Origin of the sequence: Blautia intestinalis, from assembly GCF_014297355.1 — a bacterium.
In the GTDB taxonomy this organism is placed as follows: Bacteria; Bacillota; Clostridia; order Lachnospirales; family Lachnospiraceae; genus Blautia_A; species Blautia_A intestinalis.
Window position 1 is genome coordinate 142,804 of sequence record NZ_JACOQE010000004.1, and the last position, 20,605, is coordinate 163,408.

A 20,605-nucleotide genomic window follows, 5' to 3' on the forward strand; every position below is an offset into this window, starting at 1 on the left:
TCGGGAACAAAGATTATTTGTAACTGTTCAGTACCCTCACAGTTACGATTATTTATCATCCAGTTTCAATACGCTCATGAAGGCTTTCTGCGGAATCTCCACATTACCTACCTGACGCATTCGTTTCTTACCTTCCTTCTGTTTCTCCAGAAGTTTCTTTTTACGGGAAATATCACCACCATAGCACTTCGCAAGCACATCCTTACGCATGGCACGTACGGTCTCTCTGGCAATGATCTTGCTTCCGATTGCTGCCTGAATCGGAATTTCGAAGAGCTGTCTCGGAATTTCTTCTTTAAGCTTCTCACACATCTTGCGTCCACGCTCGTAAGCAGTATCAGCATGTACAATAAAAGAAAGTGCATCGACTTCTTCTTTATTGACAAGAATGTCAAGCTTCACAAGCTCACTGCGCTCATAGCCACACAGCTCATAATCAAGAGAGGCATATCCTCTAGATCTGGATTTCAGCGCATCAAAGAAATCATAAATAATCTCATTCAGCGGAAGTTTATATTTCAGAAGCGCACGTGTTTCTTCCATATATTCCATACCTTCATACTGTCCACGGCGTTCCTGACAGAGATCCATGATCGCACCGATAAATTCTGTCGTTACCATGATCTCGGCATTTACCATCGGCTCTTCCATATATTCAATCTCGGATGGATCCGGAAGATTCGACGGATTCGTCAGCTCGATAACATCTCCGTTTGTCTTGTATACCTTGTAGACTACACCCGGCGCTGTCGTTACAAGGTCAAGATTATATTCTCGTTCCAGACGTTCCTGAATGATTTCAAGATGAAGCAGCCCAAGGAAACCACAGCGGAAACCAAATCCAAGAGCAATAGATGTCTCCGGCTCAAAAAACAGTGATGCATCATTGAGCTGAAGCTTCTCCAGCGCATCACGGAGATCACCATACTTCGCACCATCTGCCGGATACAGACCACAGTATACCATCGGCTGTACTTTCTTATAGCCCGGAAGTGCCTCAGCACATGGTCTCTCATTATCAGTAACGGTATCACCCACACGGGTATCACCAAGATTTTTAATGCTTGCTGTAATATATCCAACCATACCGGCAGTCAGCTCATCACACGGAATAAACTGTCCTGCGCCAAAATATCCCACTTCAACAACCTCTGTCGTAAATCCGGTTGCCATCATACGGATCTGTGTGCCTTTCTTTACGCGTCCGTCCATAATACGACAGAATACAATAACGCCCTTATAAGCGTCATAAATCGAATCAAAGATCAGCGCCTTCAGCGGTGCATCTACATCCCCGCAAGGTGCCGGAATCTTTGTCACGATCTGCTCAAGCACTTCACCGATATTCAGACCGGTCTTCGCAGAAATCCTCGGTGCATCCTCTGCCTCAAGTCCGATCACATCTTCGATCTCACTGACAACACGATCAGGATCCGCACTTGGCAGGTCGATCTTATTGATGACCGGAAGGACATCCAGGTCATGATCCAGCGCAAGATATACATTCGCAAGTGTCTGTGCTTCGATTCCCTGTGCCGCATCTACGACCAGTACTGCGCCGTCGCAGGCAGCAAGACTTCTCGACACCTCGTAGTTAAAATCGACATGTCCGGGAGTATCTATCAGGTTGAAAATGTATTCTTCCCCGTCACTTGCCTTATATACGATTCGTACGGCCTGTGACTTGATCGTAATTCCACGTTCCCTCTCAAGTTCCATATTATCAAGAACCTGAGACTGCATCTCACGCTCGGTCAGTGTACCCGTCTGCTCAATAATACGGTCTGCCAGTGTGGATTTCCCGTGGTCTATATGTGCAATAATGCAGAAATTGCGGATTTTGCTCTGATCTATCATTCTGCGGTGTTCCTCCTTATGTATCTGACTGTTATTTCAAATAAGTTCTTTCTTATATAATCTTTCTATAATAAAGAATTGTATCACGGGCATTATAGCATAGAAATTTACCTTTAGTCCAGTTCTTCCGCCACTTCTGTCTCTGTATGCTACCATTATACAAACATACGTTCTAGTTTGCAAGTCTTTCTTTTTGAAACTTCATTTTTATTTTCCCTGCAGCACCCGATCCAGAATATCTGCAAACGGCTCCATCGCATTTTTTACCTCCTGCACAGTATTTGTCTGTGCCCCCGCTTCCAGAAGCAGTGCACGCGGACGCAGATGCAGATTATAACGAAGTCCCGCAAGATAAATCCCCCTGTAAAGTTCCGGATAATAAAGCGCCGCCTGATATTCCAGCTGAAATGAAAATGCCAGATTGTCCTGAATATAAGGATTCGGAAGATATGAAAGATCTCCGCTGTTTATCGTATGGCTGAGTCCATTATAAAAAAGTAACTGTGCCGTCTCTTTTCCGTTGATCTCTGTCACCAGACGGCGGTCATCCGGTACACCGTCCCGATGCAGATCGATCACCACCTGTATGGAAGGATTTTCTTTCAGAACAGGCTCCAGCCATGCCCGTGCATAATCATATGCTTTGCTGCGATCAAGCTCACCTCCCGCAAGGTCAAACTTTTCCGTCACATGCATCACCTGATAGCCGTACGTTTCTGAAAGAAGTTTTGTGAGATAAGCTCCCACTCCGACGATCGTGTCTTCCTCTTTCCCTTCCCTTGAATCGCAGAAAGTCTCCTGTGAATGGCTGTGATAAATAAGAATCTGCGGTGCCTCTGTTTCTTTTTGCAGGGTAAGGTCTTCTGCCAGAAAAGAAGCAGCATTGATCTGCTCTGCCGTTGTTTCTGTAGCAGAATCTACAATAAAAAAATGATTCATCAGATAATCATAATCTGCCAGTGTTTCCGGTGCCAGATCGATTTCCGGCACCGGGACGACCTGCGCTGCTGCTGTTGCAGTCTCCTCTTCCGCAGGAGCTTCTGTCCTGACCGTCTGAACATTATCCTTCTCTGGTTTCGGAGTTTCTGTCACCTCCGATCTTTCTTCATTTTTAGCAAAATCCATAATTTGAGGCTTCTCCGTAATTTCCGGTGTCACTCTCGCATCTCTATTTTCTTCACGCACCATCTTTCCAAGATATCGCGTATTACTCTCCACCAGCTTTTCATATGTCTCCTGATCCTGTCTCTGCAGATCTTCCACGGCCTGTCCTTCCAGAAAACGATACAGCGGGAGCTGCCGGAATACATTTTTCTGCAGCGCAAATACTCCCGGCACAATCGCCAGAACCACAAATATGCAACACTCCAAAACAAGATAAAGTACCTGCCGGACCTTTGACACAGGATCACCCCTTTCAGATAATCCTATGATATTTTTTTTCGGATTATACTTGACTGAACGCAATGTTCAGACCTTCAGATATTGTGAAACTCAGATATTTTATAGTTTCATCCACATCTTTCGGCGTAACAAACATACTGTACAGATTAGGAGTGATCATTTCGTCCAAAAACTCCTTCTGCTCCGTTTCCTCCAGTGTATCCAAAAGGTGTGCCATCGAATCATGAACGATCGTAGCTGCGTCCACCACAGTCGGCACACCGATTCCAATCACCTTCACCTGTAAATTTTCCTCAGTCAGACCATTTCTATGATTTCCGACACCCGAGCCCGGATGAATTCCCGTGTCCGTAATCTGTATCGTACGGCTGAGCCTGCGCACACTCCTTGCTGCAAGCGCATCAATTGCAACCACGACATCCGGTTTTGTCTCAGAAACAATTCCCTGCACGATCTCCGCAGTCTCCATACCGGTCTGTGCCATCACTCCGGGGGCGATTCCGCTGATCCGGTGCATTTTTTTATGTTTGATTCCACGCAGCCCATATTCTTTTATAATATGGCGCGTCATCAGAAGATTATCTACAACCTGAGGCCCAAGCGCATCGGCAGTGATCGCTGCATTTCCCAACCCAATGACAAGGACCGACTTTTCTTTTTCCAGATCGATCAGTTTTCGCAGATGTGTCGAAATCTCTTCGGATATTTCCCTGTGATAGTCCTCATCCGGTGTCGAAAGCTCCGGTGCCTCGATCGTAATATACGTTCCCTGTGGCCGTCCCATGGATTTTGCCCCATTTTCCGTCACGATTTTTACAACTGTCGTCCGCACATCTTTTTCTTCATCGTATTCTTCATGTACCTCTACACCCCTTATTTCCGTATTTTCCTCCGCAAACCGTTCTGTTGTTTCAAGCGCAAGATCCGTCCTGATTCTTCTGCTCCCCGACATATCTGCATCCTCCTGTTTTTTCATATTTTTGCTTTCTGTAATATTTATAAGAATTATCTGTAGTTTTTACGTGAATTATGTATTGACAATCCCTGCCAAATGTACTAATATATATAAGCATGTTTACAGAAGCGCCCGTGTCTGTTTCTGTAACAACGACACAATATCAGAATTTGAAACGGAGGTGTACCAATTGGCTAACATCAAATCTGCTAAGAAGAGAATTTTAGTAAACAGAACTAAAGCTGCAAGAAACAAATCTATCCGCTCTGCTGTTAAAACTTCTATCAAAAAAGTAGAAGCTGCAGTTCAGGAAAACAATAAAGCTGCTGCACAGGCTGCTCTTACAGAGGCTATCTCTACAATCAGCAAAGCAACTTCCAAAGGTGTTTATCACAAAAACAACTGTGCAAGAAAAATTTCCCGTCTTACTAAAGCTGTCAACAGCATTGGCTAATTCAGGAAACACTTATTTTTAATTATAAGCTTATAATTAAAAGGACAGTCACAACCGTCAGTGACTGTCTTTTTTATTTCTATAAATCAGGCAGACAGATCTCTTTAAAAATCTGCCCGCCTTTTCTTCTTTTATTCGCATGATCAGCCGCCAAGTTCTACCATACGGTGAATGCAGCGTCCTGCCCCATCAACGATATCCTGCGGAAGTTCAATCACTTCTCCGCCCGTTCCTTTCAGACAATTGTAAATATCCATCAACGTTGTAATTTTCATATTCATGCAGGTAAGCATAACGGAAAGGGGATAAAACTGCTTATCCGGACATGCAAACTGCAGGTGTTCAACGATGCTGTTTTCTGTACCGATGATGAATTCTTTTGCATCGGATTTTTTTGCATAATCTATAATGCCTGTTGTAGAACCTATATAATCTGCCTGCTCAACTACTTCCTGACGGCATTCCGGATGAACAAGAAGAAGTGCCTCCGGATGCGCTTTTCGAGCTTTTTCGACATCTTTTGCACTGACAACAATATGTCTCGGACATCCACCTTTATAGAAAACAAAGGATTTTTCCGGAAGTTTTTCGGATACGAATCTTCCAAGATTCGGATCCGGAATAAACAGAATCTTATCATTTTCAATCTTACTGCATATCTGAACCGCCGAAGAAGATGTCACACAAACATCACATTCCGTTTTCAGCTCAGAAGTCGTGTTGATATAAGCCACAACCGTATGATCCGGATGCTCTGCTTTCAGTTTACGGAGTCCCTCTAGATCAAGCTGCTCTGCCATCGGGCATCCCGCTGAAGGATTTGCAAGCCATACTTTTTTCTCCGGACTCAGTACTTTACATGTCTCTGCCATGAAACGGACACCACACATGATCATACCTTTACATTTACTTTTTGCTCCCTGTACACTCAGTCCATAGGAATCCCCCATATAATCTGCAACTTCCAGTATTTCCTGTCCCTGATACGCATGTGCCAGAATACAGACATCCTGCTCTTTTTTCATTCGCAGGATCTCCTGCTGAATTTCCTGTATTGTCATAATTTTATATTACCTTTCTCTGTATGCTGCTCCCACGGCTGAAGTGGTGCAAGAAATCCTGCTTTCTCCAGCTGATTCCGGATCAGATCCAGCCTTTCCTCACTTGATGCTTCAATCAGATGATAATGATATCCTGAAGTTGCACTGCTGAGCACCGTAGAACGGCTGTTTTGCAGTGCCTGAATAAATTCTCTGACATCCTGTCTTGAGCGGATATCCATCTCCGCACTGACACGCCCGTAAACCCTGTGACTGATGCTGATATTTTTTACGTGTCCGCCGCAATCCACGATCAGATTCAGCTCCTGTGCTGCCTTGTCCTGACTGTGACGTACTTTGAATTCACGGGTACAGCTGCTGTCCTGCTCCATGACATAGCCTTTTGTTGTGGAGAGGATTCCCGGTGTGGATGCACGGATCACCGCCAGATCCTGCACGATCACCTGGCGGCTGACCCCAAAACGTCCTGCCAGTTCTCTTGCTGCAATCGGAACTTCCGTCTGTTTCAGGATCTTTAATATTTCTCCGCGTCGTTCTCCTGTATTCATAGAATTTTCTCCTTATACTGCATGAAGGTTTTTCATGGAAATGTCAAGAATCGGAGCAGAATGCGTCAACGCACCGCTGGAAACAAAATCAACGCCGATCTCACGGATCTTCTGGATATTTTCTTTTGTGATGTTGCCGGAGCACTCTGTCTGCGCTCTTCCGTCAATCAGTTCAACTGCCTGTTTCATAACTTCCGGTGTCATATTATCCAGCATGATAATGTCTGCACCTGCTTCAACTGCTTCCTTTACCTGATCAAGTGTCTCTACTTCAATCTCAATCTTGCGTACAAATGGAGCATATGCTTTTGCCATCTTGACTGCTTTTGCAACACTGCCCGCAGCTCCGATATGGTTGTCTTTCAGCAGGACACCATCAGACAGGTTGTATCTGTGGTTATGTCCGCCCCCGACTCTTACTGCATATTTTTCAAACACACGGCAGTTTGGTGTTGTTTTTCTTGTATCAAGAAGTGTCACATTACTTCCTTCAAGAAGCTTTGCCACCTGTCTGGTGTAAGTTGCAATGCCACTCATTCTCTGCAGATAGTTCAGGGCAACACGCTCTCCGGAAAGAAGTACGCGGATATCTCCGGTTACAGTGGCCATCAGCTCACCTTTTTTTACTTCATCTCCGTCCTTGCAATGAAGATCAATTTCTGTCTTTTCATCAAGGATCGTAAATACTCTCGCGTAGATTTCCAGTCCGGCAACCACTCCATCTTCTTTTGCGATCAGGTCAACGGTTCCCTTTGTGGCAGTCGGCATTACTGCATTTGTAGAAACATCCTCGCTCGTGATATCTTCCTGCAACGCCATACGGATTAACTGATCCGCCTGCATTTTCATTGTAATTTCATTCATGGCTCATTTTCATCCTTTCGATTTCCTTTAATACCATTTTGTGATAACCATCCAGTACTGCTTCTTTGTCTTCATATGGTTTCATATCTACAGAACCGAGTCTGCACGGCTCATGCTTCTTTCCGAAAATTATATCATCTGCCGCTCTTCTTGCAAAGACCAGAGATTCCAGCAGGGAATTACTTGCCAGTCTGTTTTTGCCGTGAACACCATTACAGCTCGTCTCACCGCAGGCATACAGCCCCTTCATAGAAGTACGGCTTCCCAGGTCAACTTTGATTCCGCCCATGAAATAGTGCTGCGCCGGAACGACCGGAATCGGCTCTTTGCGTGGATCAAAACCTTCTTCAAGACATCTGTGGAAAATATTCGGGAAATGTTTCATAATCGTATCTTCGCCCAGCGGACGCATATCTTCCCAGACAAATTCTGTCTCGTCTTTTTTCATCTGCCCGAAAATCTTCTGACTCAGAAGATCACGTGGCTGCAGCTCATCTGTAAAACGCTGTCCGTTCTTGTCATAGAGAAGTGCCCCTTCACCACGGACAGATTCGGAAATCAGGAATCTTCTGCCCGGCTTACGAGAATAAAGTGTTGTCGGATGAATCTGTATGTAATCAAGATGTTCAAGAACGACCTGATGTTTCATCGCAATTCCGAGACCATCACCGGCAATATGCGGGAAGTTCGTGGAATTCTTATAAAGGCCTCCAAGTCCGCCGCATGCCAGTACAACGTTGGACGCATGTACCGGGTAAACCTCATTCTGCTCATCCATGATAACTATACCGCCGCAGATATTGTCGTCAGAAATCAGATCGACCATCGTCATGTATTCGCAGATTTCGATATTATCTCTGGTGCGTGCCTGTTCAAGTAAAGTCTGTGTAATCTGTTTGCCTGTGATATCTTTATAAAAAAGAATTCTCGGCTGGGAATGTGCACCTTCTCTTGTAAAATCAAGTTCTCCGTCCGGAGTTCTCGCAAATGTAACATTGCGCTGAAGAAGATCACGGATGATGCTGTTGGAGCTGCGGATCATAAGATCAACCGCTTTTTTGTCATTTTCGTAATGTCCTGCACGCATGGTATCTTCAAAGTAATCATTATAATCGTCTTCTCCGCGCAGCATGCAGATACCGCCCTGTGCAAGGAAGGAATCAGACTGATCCGCTTCCTGTTTGGTGATCATCAGGATGCTTGTGCGCTCCGGGAGGTTCAGGGCACAGTAAAGGCCCGCTGCTCCTGTTCCTACGATAATGACGTCGTAATTTTCTTTCATTTTTTGTGTCCTCGTACCGGTGATGCCGGATTTTCTTATGAGTTTGGATTTGTGTTTTCTGTTTTGTGATTATACTACCCGACATGTTAGGTGTCAAGACACCTGTGTATATTATTGTAAAGGTGAAAGAAATTTATATAAGACAACTGCAACCAGGAAAAATTTGGTAACAGGGCTAAATGGATCCGAATGGGAAAACGGCTTCGAGACTGAGAAACACTATGAACTTCTTCGACTGCTAAACTCATTCGAAAAAATCACAAACTCGCCTTCGGCTCAAGCAGTGCGATTTTTTCTCATAATGCAGTCTCAGAAATTCTAAGGGTTTCTACAGTCTCTGCAGAGGTTGCCCATTCGGATCCATTAACCCTGTTCTACACTTTTCCAATTCTGCACATCCTATTCTTTTGAACTTTCGCTACACCTTTCCAATATATGACACAATCCTTCCCTCGTAGGGCGGCGCTGACGCAACTCCTGCTGTTTGCGGCTTTCCCGCCGCCCGGTCCGGTTCCGGTCAACCGGCCATCCACCGCCCCCTCGAGATAAATAAAGCGAAACAGGTGAGACTATTTCTGTCCTGAAAGCACAAAAACCTCGACAACTATCCCATTCCACGAGCCTTTGCAGATATCTGTAGTTGTACTTGGTTCTGAAATGTCTGCGTTATTCAGAAATGCCAGCTCTGTCTGAGCGTCAGCGAGTTTGCTGGCATTCCTGAATGGGTTTAGCAGACAGATCATGACCTAGTACAACCAGATATCGAAACTGCTCGCAGATGGGATAGCTGTCAGAGGTTTTGTTCCTTCCACCAGACTTTTCTCACCTGTTTGTTTTATTTATTTCATGCTATATTTTACTATCAACAATTCCACACTCAATACATCCTGCAGTCTTCCGGTCTTCACGGCCTCCTCTGCATCTACAAAATCCGCCTCCGCTTTTTCAAGCTCCTCAATCTTGTACGCCCTCGCACATACCAGCAGATTTCTCACCGCAAACGACGGCACGCCCAGTCTTGTGGCTATCTCATTCTGGGAAGCGCCCTCCACCGACATCTTCTTCGCAAAACACATTTGCCGGAACTGCTTCGAAAGCAGAAACAGAATCCTCATTGGCGGCTCACGAAGTGTCAAAAGATCATTGTACAGATCCAGCGCTTTACGCTGATTCTTTTCTGTAACGGCACGTACCATATCAAAAATTTTGTTTTCAGTCCGTGTGGTACAGATTTCCTCGATATCCTCTGCTGTGACGACATCTTTTCCCATCGTGTACGTAATCAGCTTTTCCAGCTCCATACGGATATTTCCCATGTCCGTGCCGGTCTTTGTCAGGAACAGTTCCATATCTCCCGGACGGATTCTTCTGCCTTCCTTCGCAAGGATTCCTGCCGCCCAGCGCATCAGAGTTTTCTCATCCTGCTTTGCAAATTCCACAATTCTGCCACAGCTTTTGACTGCTTTGTACATCCTGTTTCGTTTGTCGACTTCTTCCTCCACAAAAATAATACGCAGGTAGTCAGGAAGCTCCTTCATATAATCCGCCAGCTCGTCACATTTATTTTTGAAAAATCCCGAATTTTCTACCAAAACTACTCTGCGGTCTGCAAAAAAGGGCATCGTCTCGCAGAGATCGATCATTTCTCTTACTTCGATTCCTTTGCCTTCATATTTACTGAAATTCATGGTATCATCATCGGGATTCAACGCATGTATCAGTTTTTCTTTATACTGGATTTTAAGATATGTTTCTTCGCCAAATAAAAGGTACGCATTTTTAAAATTGCCTGTCTTAATATCTTCCTGTAAATTCTTCAATGCTGACAAATCCTCCTGAAAATCACCCTATCTGTTTCTCTAGTATAGACGATTTTTTCTTTTTTCTCAATCTATAAATCTGTCCAGCCAGATTCCTTCCCCGTCTGTCCGCACAGTAATCGCTCCGTTTTTCATCGTATATTCCACCTGCGCACCGCAATCTTCCAGCTTTTTTATTGTATCTGCCGACGGATGACCGTATGTATTCTTTGCCGAACAGGAAATCACCGCAATCTCAGGACTTACAACATCCAGAAATCCCTGACAGGTCGAATATTTTGATCCATGATGTGCCACCTTCAGAAAGTCCACATCTTCCATTGAATCCAGCAGCTTTTTCTCAGTCTCTGCCCCGATATCCCCGGTAAAAAGTCCCCGAAACTTTCCAAAATGAACTTTCATGACCATGCCGTCTTCATTCGTATCACTGCCATCCGCCCCGTTTTCCGGTGCCAGAATCTCTATTTGAGCTTCCTTTGTTTTAAGCAGATTCCCCTCCCGGACAGTCTGTACCCGAATTCCAGTCTGCTCTGCCAGCATTTTCAGCTTCTCGTACTCCCCACCTGTCGTATCCCAGTCCGGCAAAATCAGATTTTTGACACGCACTGTCGTAAGCTTCTGTGCGCATAGTTCCAGAAGTTCCTCGATCCCACTGATATGATCCTGATCTGTATGTGAAACAAAAATCCCGTCAAGTATCGCAATTCCCTGATTTTTCAGATACGGAAGAATCTGATAGACTGCAGTATTTTTCTTATTACTGCTGCCACCATCGATCAGGAAATTCTCTCCCCCGGGCATTTTAAGTACACAACAGTCCCCCTGCCCGATGTCCAGACAGGTGATCGCTAATCCATTACGGGAATGATATCCAAGAAAAACGACTGCAAATATCACTAAAGCAACGGACGCTGCCTTCTTCCCCCATTTCACTCCCGTAAAAGCCACACCCAGCATCACATAATACACCGCACACTGCCACAGCTGGGGACTTCCCGCGATCCAGGTGCTGTGCGGTATCCAGCCCACCACTTCACATAGTTTTTCGTATAAAAACAGCACACATTTTCCCGGAAATACTACCCTCTTCGCAATTTCAATCACAAATATTCCCACCGGCAATGCAAAAATCCCACTTGCCAGCACAATCCCCGATGTCGGCAGCACAAGCAGATTCAGAATCACACCGGCAAGCGACACTTCTCCATACGCGTGTAATGCAATCGGAAGTGTTATCAACCACACAATTACCGAACCGGCAAGACTTTTTGCTGTCCTTTTTTTCAGATTAAGCAGGGAACAGATTTCCGGTGTCAGGGCACCGATTCCAATCACCGCCCCAAACGACAGCAAAAAACTCACATTGTACAGGTATGCCGGCGCGTCCAGCAAAAGCACGATTGCTGAAAGCGCCATTGCACTTAGGAGATCATAACTTCTCCCCGCTATTCCGGCGCCGACCAGCACCAGAAACATTCCGACCGCACGCATTGCAGACACGCTTCCCCCTGTCACGATCCCATAAGCATAGATCAGAAATGCCGAGACCGCACCGGCCACACCGTTTCCGGCTCCTGCCTTTTTCAACAATCGAAAGAAGCCCATACCGACAAAGCTGATATGCAGTCCCGAAATCGCAAGTATATGCATGATTCCGGCCATCTGGTACTGCATTTTTGTTTCTGCATCAAGATTTCCTCTCTCTCCAAGGATCATTGCCTGAAAAATCCCTGCATATGCCCCGGCCGCTTCGTCCAGTATAGTTTCCGCTTTCTGGCGGATTTCCTGCAAAAACTGTCCAAAGTATGAATAACCGGTACTTTTGTCACAGACTTCCCCGTCTTTCATCTGGTAATAGATTTTCCGGCATGCATAATACTGTTTTGAATCAAATTCTCCGGGATTTCGAGATCCCGGAATCTCTTCTAATTTTCCACAGACCCGCAAAAACATCCCGATTCGGATCTGCTCTTCTTTATTCAGATAAACTTTTATATTTTCAATGGGAATTTGTTCTGACCCGACAGTCAGACAGACTTGTTTCAGATAGACAGAAAGAGAATACTCTTCAGCCTGACATTCCTGCACCTCGCCGCTTACAGTAAGTTTCGGATGTTCCGAAATATACTTCTGTACAGACACCGGCAGCGGATTTCCGTTTATCATAGAAATCCCCACCAGATCCGTCACATAGAGACAAAGCATCAGAAACAGACAGACCAGACACACCGGGCGTCTTTTCATTGTCTTTCCTTTCTGTATGGCTCTGCATGTTTATAGAATTTTCTCAGGACTTCTTTTTGTCGTCCTGCGCAATAAGATCTTCATTTTTTTCATAAAATTTGTATAACGGCAGACTTTCCTGGAAATCACCGTCCATACTGCCCTCAACGGAAATCTGGACTTTTTCTGCATCACAGGAATCCAGAATAGAATTTACAACAGAATAAACCGAAATGTCCTCGGACACATCCGCTGTTCCTTCACGGAAAGCACTGTTCATATTGACATAACAGATCTTATCCGCCGTTATCACACTCAATACAGAAGAATGTTCCGATATCGTCGGATAATGTCCCTCTTCCATCGGTCCTTTCGCAAGCTGTTCAAGTACAATGCGCTCTTTCGGAAGAGAACGTCTGTAATAGACATTTCGTACTTCCTTCACAAGCTTTTTGCCGCTTTTGTCTGCAAAATACAGCGTAAACGTATCATACCGATAGCTTTCAGTGTCTTTTCCGGAATACTCTGCAAATGTTTTGCCGGTCATTTCACCAATTTCTTCGTTTCGTGAGTCTTTGAGTGCCTGTCCGACTACGGTAAATCGAATCTTTGCGATGTCTGGCGCCTGCAAAAGCGTCTGCACGATTCCTGCACGTGTCATGATCTCACGTACTTTACTCATATCACTGTACTCTTTGCTGAAATCAATGACCAGAAGATCGTCCTGTACATCATATGAATTGATCGACACCTCTTCCGGAAGCAGGCTGACTCCTCCGTCCAGAACTTCTTTCTTGCCAAGTTTCTGCATCAGATCTTTAACCATAAATTCGGTTGTTTCTTCCTTTGGCTCATACGGTTCTTCTTTCAGTACCGTTTCTGACGCATTCAGATAATAAAAACTGTATTTACTTTCTTCCGTGCCTGACTGCGTTTTCGTCTCAATGCTGCATCCTGCAAAAAGACTGCATATCAGTGCTGCCAGAAGAAGTATGCTAACTGATTTCTTCATCCGGCACCTCCTACGGAATATATGACAGGGGCACACGAACGGAAAATGTCGTTCCTTCCCCTTCTTTGCTGAATACTTTGATCACACCATGATGCATTGTGATCGTACTTCTTGTTATCGCAAGTCCTAAGCCCGTTCCACCGATCTCCCTTGAATGCGATTTATCTACACGATAAAAACGCTCAAAAATACGATCCAGTGAATCCTCCGGTATACCCATTCCGGAATCTGCTACTGTGACATAAAAATCCTTGTGATCCGCATCAATTGAGACGCGTACCCATCCGTCATCCACATTATATTTGATTGCATTTTCAACCAGATTGCTGATCGCAGAAGTAAATTTCAGCTCATCTACGTCCGCTTCTACCGGCCGGAAACTGTCAAGGATCAGGTCTATATTACGCTTGTCTGCAATCGGACGAAGACGCTTGAGAATGTCCTCAAGGAGCTGATTGATATTCATATGGCTGATCTGAAGGTCAGCTGATTTCTTGTCCATTTTAACCAGTGTCAGAAGATCCGTGATAATACGGTTTTCTCTGTCGATCTCAGCTGTAATGTCACGCATAAATTCCTGATAAAGTTCCTCCGGCACGCCTTCCTGACCAACCAGCGAATCAGCCAGCACTTTCATAGAAGTCATCGGTGTCTTTAATTCATGTGACACATTGGACACAAACTCGGATCGCGATTCATCCAGTACTTTCATTCTCGTCAGCATTTTATTAAATGCATCTGTGATCAGTTCTGTCTCCGTATAATCCGGTACGGAAATTTCATCCTTCTGATACCCATCCGTAAGGTCTTCGATGGACTTTGTAACCCTCGCCAGCGGTTTGACAAGTACAGCCGCCAGAATATATGCCAGAAATACAGACAGCACAATGATGATTCCAACGATCAGCATGCCCCTCTGCTCCAGCTCACTTACTGTCGCGATCACCGCACTTGTAGAAACATTTACCAGCATCGCCCCCTGCATCTGCGGCACATCTGCACTTCTGACCGGAACAGCAAGTTCCAGTGTCTGACCATATTCACGATAATCAGTCGCCTCTCCGCTCTTAAAACATTTGACCACTTTCGGCGAGATCAGTATCTTACCTTCATCTACATTATAGGTATCTTTCACCACCTTAAAATCACGGTCCACCAGCATGATCCTGCCACCGTAAGCGTTGGCCAGAACCTCGAGTTTGCTGTTGATCGACTCTGGGCTCGGATCATTGAGATAATTTTCTTTAATGATCTGGTTGCAGAGTATTGCGCACTGCGTCCGTATCTCGCCTGTCCGTACCTCAATCGCCTGCTGTTTATAATTGCCGATCATGAGCTGTGTCGCAATGATTCCCGGCACGATTCCGAGAATGACCAGAATGACCAGAATGCGAAAACGCAGGCTCTTAAAAAATTTGGTTTTCTTTTTTGTTACCATATCTTACGCCTGGAAATAATATCCTACACCCCATTTGGTGTGTACATATTTGGGCTCGCTCGGGTTGGTCTCGATCTTTTCGCGGAGGCGACGGATATGTACATCCACAGTTCTGACATCTCCCGGATACTCATATCCCCAAACGATATTCAGAAGGTTCTCACGGCTGTAAACTTTGTTCGGGTTGAACACCAGAAGTTCCAGCACGTCAAACTCTTTTGCGGTAAGATTGATCTCCTTGCCTGCAATAAATACACGGCGGCTCTCGCAGTCCAGTTTCAGATCTCCGGACTCGATCGTCTTTGCTTTTTCTTTTTCTTCATGTTCGGAACGTGCACGACGCATGATCGCCTTAATACGTGCCTTGACTTCCAGAATATTGAATGGTTTTGTGATATAGTCATCTGCACCGTAATCCAGTCCCAGAATCTTGTCCATATCTTCACCTTTTGCAGTCAGCATAACGATCGGAACATTAGAAAATTCCCTGATCTGCTGGCATACCTCCAGTCCGTCCATCTTCGGAAGCATCAGATCCAGAAGAATGATGTCATATTTATTTGCCTTTGCTTTCTCGACTGCTTCCTCGCCGTCGTATGCACAGTCAACCTCCATGCCATCCTGCTCCAGATTGAAACGGATTCCTTTTACGATCAGTTTCTCGTCATCCACCACTAAAACTTTCCTGCTCATTCTTTTCTCCTTATTTTACTGCTATTTTATCCTTGATCGCCGAAAATGTACTTTCTTTGATCCCGGGTACCTGCATGATTTCCTCCACCGTAGAAAAAGCTCCGTGTTCTTCTCGATAAGAAAGGATTGCCTGTGCCTTGGCCTCTCCGATTCCTGTCAGTGTCTTCAGTGCCGCAGCATCCGCGGTATTGATATTGACCATACCGGAAACACTCTCATCCGTATTGCCTCCTGAACTTATGGCAGTGGATGTACTTTCTTCCTGCATCGAATAATCGCCTGCTTCTGCTTCTTCCTGTGTAGGTACATAAATCTGCTGACCATCACTGACCGGCTGCGCCTGATTGACAAGTCTCGTCGCCGCTTCCGGCAAAAAACCTCCCGCTGCTTCGATCGCCTGAAAAATCCGGCTGTCACCTTCCATTTCATATACACCGGGATTTACGACCGCTCCACAGACATCCACAAATATCTTTGCCAGAGTCTCGGCAGTCTCTGTCGGAGTCTCAACCGGCTCCGCCTGTTCTTCCTCTTTGGCTGCCTTTGTTATTTCTGCATCTACAGCTTCCGTCTCTTCCGGTGTCTTTGTATTTTCTGTCTCAGCCTGACCCGTCAGCAGCATTTCACTCCGGTGATCCCGGCAGCCACTTAATCCGACGCTGCAAAGCAGCCAGAAAATACAGATGATCAGTTTATATTTTTTTGTTATGATCATTCGGTTCACTTCCCTCCGTAGCATTACGGCAGACTTCCCCGATTTTCATACTTAACCATATTTCATTTTAACGAATTTTACAGGGTTTTACAACCCCTATTCCCATTTAAAAATCACGATCCCGGCAATCGCAATCAGCATTCCAAGGACTTTCCTCCATACAAAAGGTTCTCGCTCTACACCAAACATTCCGAAAAGTTCAATCACGTATGCTACGATAAGCTGCGAGATCACGATCAGCATTGCCGCTTTTGCCGGACCCAGCGCACCCATACTCTGAATCACCGTGATCGTAATAAAAGCTCCGATCACACCACCCAGCAGTGTATATTTATTTTCAATTTGCCAGAGTGCTCCAATGCTCTGCCGTCCGGTAAAAAGCCACGCTGCCACGCATACCACAAACGCAGAAAGCTGTACCCACCCGGTCGATACCCAGAGACTGGTCTGTTTTGTCACTTCCGTATTAAAAACACCCTGAACACTCATCAATGCGCCGGAAATCAGTGCCACCAGAAATCCCCACATAAAATACCTCCGTACAGATCAGGTGGTCTCTTTTTCCTGTATCCACCTGTTGATTTTATTATCAGCATATGCACAAAATCTGTATTTTATACAGGCATCCCTTTTAGCAAAATATCATATGCAACCCTTCATAACAAAAAAATCCCGCAGCTTCATGCCACGGGATCTGTAAAATAATAATATCTAATTTCATTTACCGTATATTATTTGATGCTTACGACTCTGTATCCGGCATCTTTGACGATTCTTTTAAGCTGTTCCTCGTCAAGTTCACGGTCATAGGATACGACTGCCTCGTTTTCGGAAAGCTTTACTTTTGCGGATGCTCCGTCGATTTTGTTGATTGCCTCTGTTACTGCCTTTGCACAATGTTCACAGTGCATACCGGAAATCTTGAGAACCTTTTTTCCGAGCACCGGATTATCCAGCTTTTTATCAGGAATGTCAAGGACAATGCTTCCACCGCCGCCACCGCAGCACGGGCTTTCCCCCTTCATATGCTTGAATGTGCCTTTCAGCGCAAATCCAAGCAGCACGATCACGATCAGTATAATAATGATATTTGCCATTATTCATCACCTCTTCTGAACTCTTCGTCTCTTTTCTGTTCTCTTTTTTTCTTAAACCAGAGATATCCCTGATAAATCAGCACTCCCACAATATAAATTACAATGACTGCTCCAAACATATACATCGTGGAGCCAGTTGAATTTCCCATGTCTGCCTCCTGTTTCAGATATTTTTTTTATGTGATGCCTCCTGTGCACTTCCCTTAAAAGCAGCACTTCCACATCCGCATCCGCCACCGCAGCTTCCACAGTTTCCACTGCATCCGGCGCATCCCATATGTTTGCCCTCTTTGGAATTCTTTACACTTTTATAGATCACGAATGCACAATATCCGAGAATCAGAATCATTATAATAATATTTGCCAGCATTTTACTCATCCTCTCTTAATGAAATACTGCTAACCACACGAGTTACTGCTCTGTTCATTACAGAGTAATTTCTATAAATTGAAAGCAGAGGCCGGACACATTTCTGTATCCAGCCTCTTTATTATTTCATAATTTTTTATGCCTGTACAGAACGTTTGGAATAAACTTTCTGATCTTTGTACGGATCTGGTCTGAACAGCAGGAAGAGCATTACGATAAGCACTGCAAATCCTACTACAGTACCGATTCCAAATGCTCCACCGGTTACGAAGGAACCGATCTGATAGAAGCAGAGGCAAACAATGTAAGCAAATATATTCTGGAAGAGAATTGCGAACCAGAACCATTTTCTGTCATTCATTTCTTTTGCCATCGTTGCGATAGCTGCAAGGCAAGGAGAATCAAGAAGGTTGAACATCAGGAAGGAGAACGCTGCGATTCCTGTCGGGAACCAGCTTGCAACACCTGCTGCAACGTTTACTGCATCTTCTGTATCACCTGCCACATTAGCCAGAACACCCATGGTAGATACGATAGCTTCTTTTGCTGTGAAACCGGAGATAGAAGCTGCAACCGGCTGCCACTCGCCAAATCCAAGCGGAGCAAAGATCGGAGCGATCACACCACCAATTGCTGCCATAAGGCTGTCTGCGCTGTCTTCTACCATACCGAATCCACCATCTGTAAATCCGAATCCACCAAGGAACCACATTACTACGCAGGCAAGGAAGAGGATTGTACCTGCTTTGATAATAAATCCTTTCAGTCTTTCCCATACATGAAGGAGAACTGTTTTAACCTGTGGAATATGATACTGCGGAAGCTCCATTACGAAAGGAGCCGGTTTACCGGAAAACGGTTTTGTTTTCTTAAGGATGATTGCAGCTACAAGTACAGCTACAATACCGATAAAGTACATCAGCGGAGCGATAAATGAGCTCTCTGCATATCCTGCAGTCTCACCGGCAATTACACCACCCATAAGAGCGATAACCGGAAGTTTTGCACCACAGGGAATAAAGGTTGCTGTCATAATAGTAAGACGTCTGTCATTGTCCTGCTCGATGGTCTTGGAAGCCATGATACCAGGGATACCACATCCTGAGGAGATCAGAAGCGGAATGAAACTCTTACCGGAAAGTCCGAAGTGACGGAATACACGGTCCATAACGAATGCGATACGTACCATGTAGCCACAGTCTTCAAGGATAGACAGGAACAGGAACAGGATTGCCATCTGCGGAACGAATCCAAGTACTGCACCGAGACCACCGATGATACCATCAACTACAAGTCCCATTACCATGTCACTTGCACCGATGCCGGTAAGGATATTTGTAAAGAAGTTCTGAATAGCTACTACGAATACATCGTTTGTCCAGTCTGTTACGAATGTACCAACAGTTGTAACAGATACATAATATACAAGCCACATGACTGCAACGAAGATCGGGATGCCGAGGATACGGTTGGTAACGATGCGGTCGATCTTATCAGATACAGTCAGTTTGTCTTTTGCTTTTTTAACGGTTGTGTTAACGATCTTCTGGATGAATTTGTATCTCTCGTCTGTTACGATACTCTCCAGGTCATCGTCATGTTTTTTCTCAAGATCCTGACGTTTGCTGTCTACCAGAGACTGTCCGGAAGCAGAAAGCTTCATAGCTTCTTTTACTTTTTCGTCGTTCTCGAGGAATTTTACTGCATACCATCTCTTCTTGTCTTCTGTGATGGAGGACGGAAGAACTTCCTTTACTTCACTGATTGCTTCTTCCATCTCTTTTGTAAAGATTTCTTTCGGAAGATCTGCACTGCTCTTCTTTGCAGTTTTTACTGCTTCGTCGATCAGCTTGTCAAGACCTTCACCTTTCAGTGCAGATGTCTCAATGATCGGGCAGTCAAGCAGCATGGAAAGGCGCTTGGTGTCGATCTTGATTCCTCTTTTTTCAAGAAGATCTGCCATGTTCAGTGCGATAACAACCGGAACGCCTGTCTCGATCAGCTGTGTGGTCAGATACAGGTTACGCTCGATGTTTGTTGCGTCGACAAGATCAATGATTACGTCTGGATTTTCTTTGAGAACATAGTCACGGCTGACTACCTCTTCCAGTGTGTATGGTGAAAGAGAATAAATACCTGGAAGGTCAGTTACGATGATGTCTTCGCCTTTACCTTTCTTTCCCTTTAATTTACCTTCTTTTTTCTCTACAGTAACTCCCGGCCAGTTTCCTACGTACTGGTTAGCGCCCGTTAATGCGTTGAACATTGTTGTTTTACCACAGTTCGGGTTGCCGGCAAGTGCAATCTTAATTGCCATTTTTTCTTACCTCCTTAATCCCTCTTATTGTAACTGCATGCTTCTTACACAGTTGCATTTTTCATAATAGTTCCTACAGAACACTACTGCGCACTTATTTTACCTGCACGCACTGAGCATCGTTCTTTCTTACGGATAACTCATAACCTCTTACAGTGATCTCTACAGGATCTCCAAGCGGAGCAACTTTTCTGATGTACAGCTCACTTCCTTTTGTAATTCCCATGTCCATGATACGACGTTTGTATGCGCCGTCTCCTTCAATTTTCGTTACAACAACGGTAGTTCCGACTTTTGCATCACCTAAAGTCATTGTTCTGTCTCCTTTCTCCTCTTTGTTATATTGCTTAAAGCTTTTATAGCTTTTATAACTTTTATAATAATTAATACCTGACGAATTGCTCCGCTGCCTTGCAGCTTTCGCAATTCTGCAAACATTCGAAATCCGCGGCGTTCATTAATTCACTATTCACGTTGTTCATAGTGTCTTAATGG

Annotated in this window: 20 protein-coding genes; 1 reads left to right on the forward strand and 19 read right to left on the reverse strand. The window is 44.8% G+C overall.

Features of this window, described 5'->3' with window-relative positions:
- Window positions 1-48 precede the first annotated feature (48 nt).
- From lepA to gpr, 3 genes are all read right to left on the reverse strand, one after another.
- Entirely contained in the window at window positions 49-1,857 is a 1,809-nt protein-coding gene (gene lepA, locus H8Z79_RS08790) for a translation elongation factor 4 (RefSeq protein WP_015543296.1), read from the reverse strand.
- Window positions 1,858-2,064: 207 nt separating this feature from the next.
- Window positions 2,065-3,210, reverse strand: coding sequence for a stage II sporulation protein P (locus H8Z79_RS08795; RefSeq protein ID WP_270443381.1), 1,146 nt, complete (start codon window positions 3,208-3,210; stop codon window positions 2,065-2,067).
- Between the two features lie 94 nt (window positions 3,211-3,304).
- Complete coding sequence (gene gpr, locus H8Z79_RS08800) at window positions 3,305-4,237, reverse strand: GPR endopeptidase (protein ID WP_015543295.1); 933 nt, start codon at window positions 4,235-4,237, stop codon at window positions 3,305-3,307.
- Window positions 4,238-4,406: 169 nt separating this feature from the next.
- On the opposite strand from gpr, the gene rpsT reads away from it, so the two are divergent.
- Complete coding sequence (gene rpsT, locus H8Z79_RS08805; RefSeq protein ID WP_118039094.1) at window positions 4,407-4,670, forward strand: 30S ribosomal protein S20; 264 nt, start codon at window positions 4,407-4,409, stop codon at window positions 4,668-4,670.
- A gap of 143 nt (window positions 4,671-4,813) precedes the next feature.
- Here rpsT and nadA read toward each other — a convergent pair whose 3' ends face one another.
- The 16 genes from nadA to H8Z79_RS08885 form a co-directional block, all read right to left on the reverse strand.
- The gene (nadA, locus tag H8Z79_RS08810; protein WP_015543294.1) at window positions 4,814-5,731 is read right to left on the reverse strand and encodes a quinolinate synthase NadA; all 918 of its coding nucleotides are present in this window, start codon (window positions 5,729-5,731) and stop codon (window positions 4,814-4,816) included.
- Window positions 5,728-6,279: a transcription repressor NadR gene (locus tag H8Z79_RS08815; RefSeq protein ID WP_015543293.1), complete on the reverse strand. Its 552-nt coding sequence runs from the start codon at window positions 6,277-6,279 to the stop codon at window positions 5,728-5,730. The genes nadA and H8Z79_RS08815 overlap by 4 nt, the downstream gene beginning before the upstream one ends.
- A 12-nt stretch (window positions 6,280-6,291) precedes the next feature.
- The gene (gene nadC / locus H8Z79_RS08820) at window positions 6,292-7,143 is read right to left on the reverse strand and encodes a carboxylating nicotinate-nucleotide diphosphorylase (RefSeq protein ID WP_015543292.1); all 852 of its coding nucleotides are present in this window, start codon (window positions 7,141-7,143) and stop codon (window positions 6,292-6,294) included.
- Window positions 7,136-8,425 carry an L-aspartate oxidase gene (locus H8Z79_RS08825; RefSeq protein WP_118039093.1) on the reverse strand — a complete coding sequence of 430 codons (1,290 nt, stop codon included), beginning with the start codon at window positions 8,423-8,425 and terminating at the stop codon, window positions 7,136-7,138. The genes nadC and H8Z79_RS08825 overlap by 8 nt, the downstream gene beginning before the upstream one ends.
- 839 nt (window positions 8,426-9,264) lie before the next feature.
- The gene (gene holA / locus H8Z79_RS08830; RefSeq protein WP_118039092.1) at window positions 9,265-10,245 is read right to left on the reverse strand and encodes a DNA polymerase III subunit delta; all 981 of its coding nucleotides are present in this window, start codon (window positions 10,243-10,245) and stop codon (window positions 9,265-9,267) included.
- A 66-nt stretch (window positions 10,246-10,311) separates the two neighbouring features.
- On the reverse strand, window positions 10,312-12,489 hold the full coding sequence (locus tag H8Z79_RS08835) for a DNA internalization-related competence protein ComEC/Rec2 (protein WP_118039091.1): 2,178 nt from the start codon (window positions 12,487-12,489) through the stop codon (window positions 10,312-10,314).
- Window positions 12,490-12,532: 43 nt separating this feature from the next.
- Window positions 12,533-13,480 carry a GerMN domain-containing protein gene (locus tag H8Z79_RS08840; protein WP_118039090.1) on the reverse strand — a complete coding sequence of 316 codons (948 nt, stop codon included), beginning with the start codon at window positions 13,478-13,480 and terminating at the stop codon, window positions 12,533-12,535.
- Between the two features lie 10 nt (window positions 13,481-13,490).
- A complete protein-coding gene (locus H8Z79_RS08845; protein ID WP_015543288.1) occupies window positions 13,491-14,918 on the reverse strand; it encodes a sensor histidine kinase in 1,428 nt (475 codons plus the stop codon).
- 3 nt (window positions 14,919-14,921) lie between these two features.
- Window positions 14,922-15,611 (reverse strand): response regulator transcription factor, encoded by a 690-nt coding sequence (locus H8Z79_RS08850; protein ID WP_015543287.1) that lies wholly within the window; start codon window positions 15,609-15,611, stop codon window positions 14,922-14,924.
- A gap of 10 nt (window positions 15,612-15,621) precedes the next feature.
- The gene (locus H8Z79_RS08855) at window positions 15,622-16,326 is read right to left on the reverse strand and encodes a helix-hairpin-helix domain-containing protein (protein WP_118039089.1); all 705 of its coding nucleotides are present in this window, start codon (window positions 16,324-16,326) and stop codon (window positions 15,622-15,624) included.
- Between the two features lie 96 nt (window positions 16,327-16,422).
- On the reverse strand, window positions 16,423-16,854 hold the full coding sequence (locus H8Z79_RS08860; RefSeq protein ID WP_118039088.1) for a DMT family transporter: 432 nt from the start codon (window positions 16,852-16,854) through the stop codon (window positions 16,423-16,425).
- Between the two features lie 203 nt (window positions 16,855-17,057).
- Window positions 17,058-17,423, reverse strand: a complete 366-nt coding sequence (locus H8Z79_RS08865) for a heavy-metal-associated domain-containing protein (RefSeq protein WP_118039087.1) — start codon at window positions 17,421-17,423, stop codon at window positions 17,058-17,060.
- Window positions 17,423-17,572, reverse strand: a complete 150-nt coding sequence (locus H8Z79_RS08870; RefSeq protein WP_182001906.1) for a hypothetical protein — start codon at window positions 17,570-17,572, stop codon at window positions 17,423-17,425. The genes H8Z79_RS08865 and H8Z79_RS08870 overlap by 1 nt, the downstream gene beginning before the upstream one ends.
- Window positions 17,573-17,586: 14 nt before the next feature.
- Entirely contained in the window at window positions 17,587-17,793 is a 207-nt protein-coding gene (locus H8Z79_RS08875) for a FeoB-associated Cys-rich membrane protein (RefSeq protein WP_118039086.1), read from the reverse strand.
- A 136-nt stretch (window positions 17,794-17,929) separates the two neighbouring features.
- Window positions 17,930-20,110 (reverse strand): ferrous iron transport protein B, encoded by a 2,181-nt coding sequence (feoB, locus tag H8Z79_RS08880; RefSeq protein ID WP_118039085.1) that lies wholly within the window; start codon window positions 20,108-20,110, stop codon window positions 17,930-17,932.
- A 94-nt stretch (window positions 20,111-20,204) separates the two neighbouring features.
- Window positions 20,205-20,423, reverse strand: coding sequence for a FeoA family protein (locus H8Z79_RS08885; RefSeq protein ID WP_015543280.1), 219 nt, complete (start codon window positions 20,421-20,423; stop codon window positions 20,205-20,207).
- Window positions 20,424-20,605: the final 182 nt, after the last annotated feature.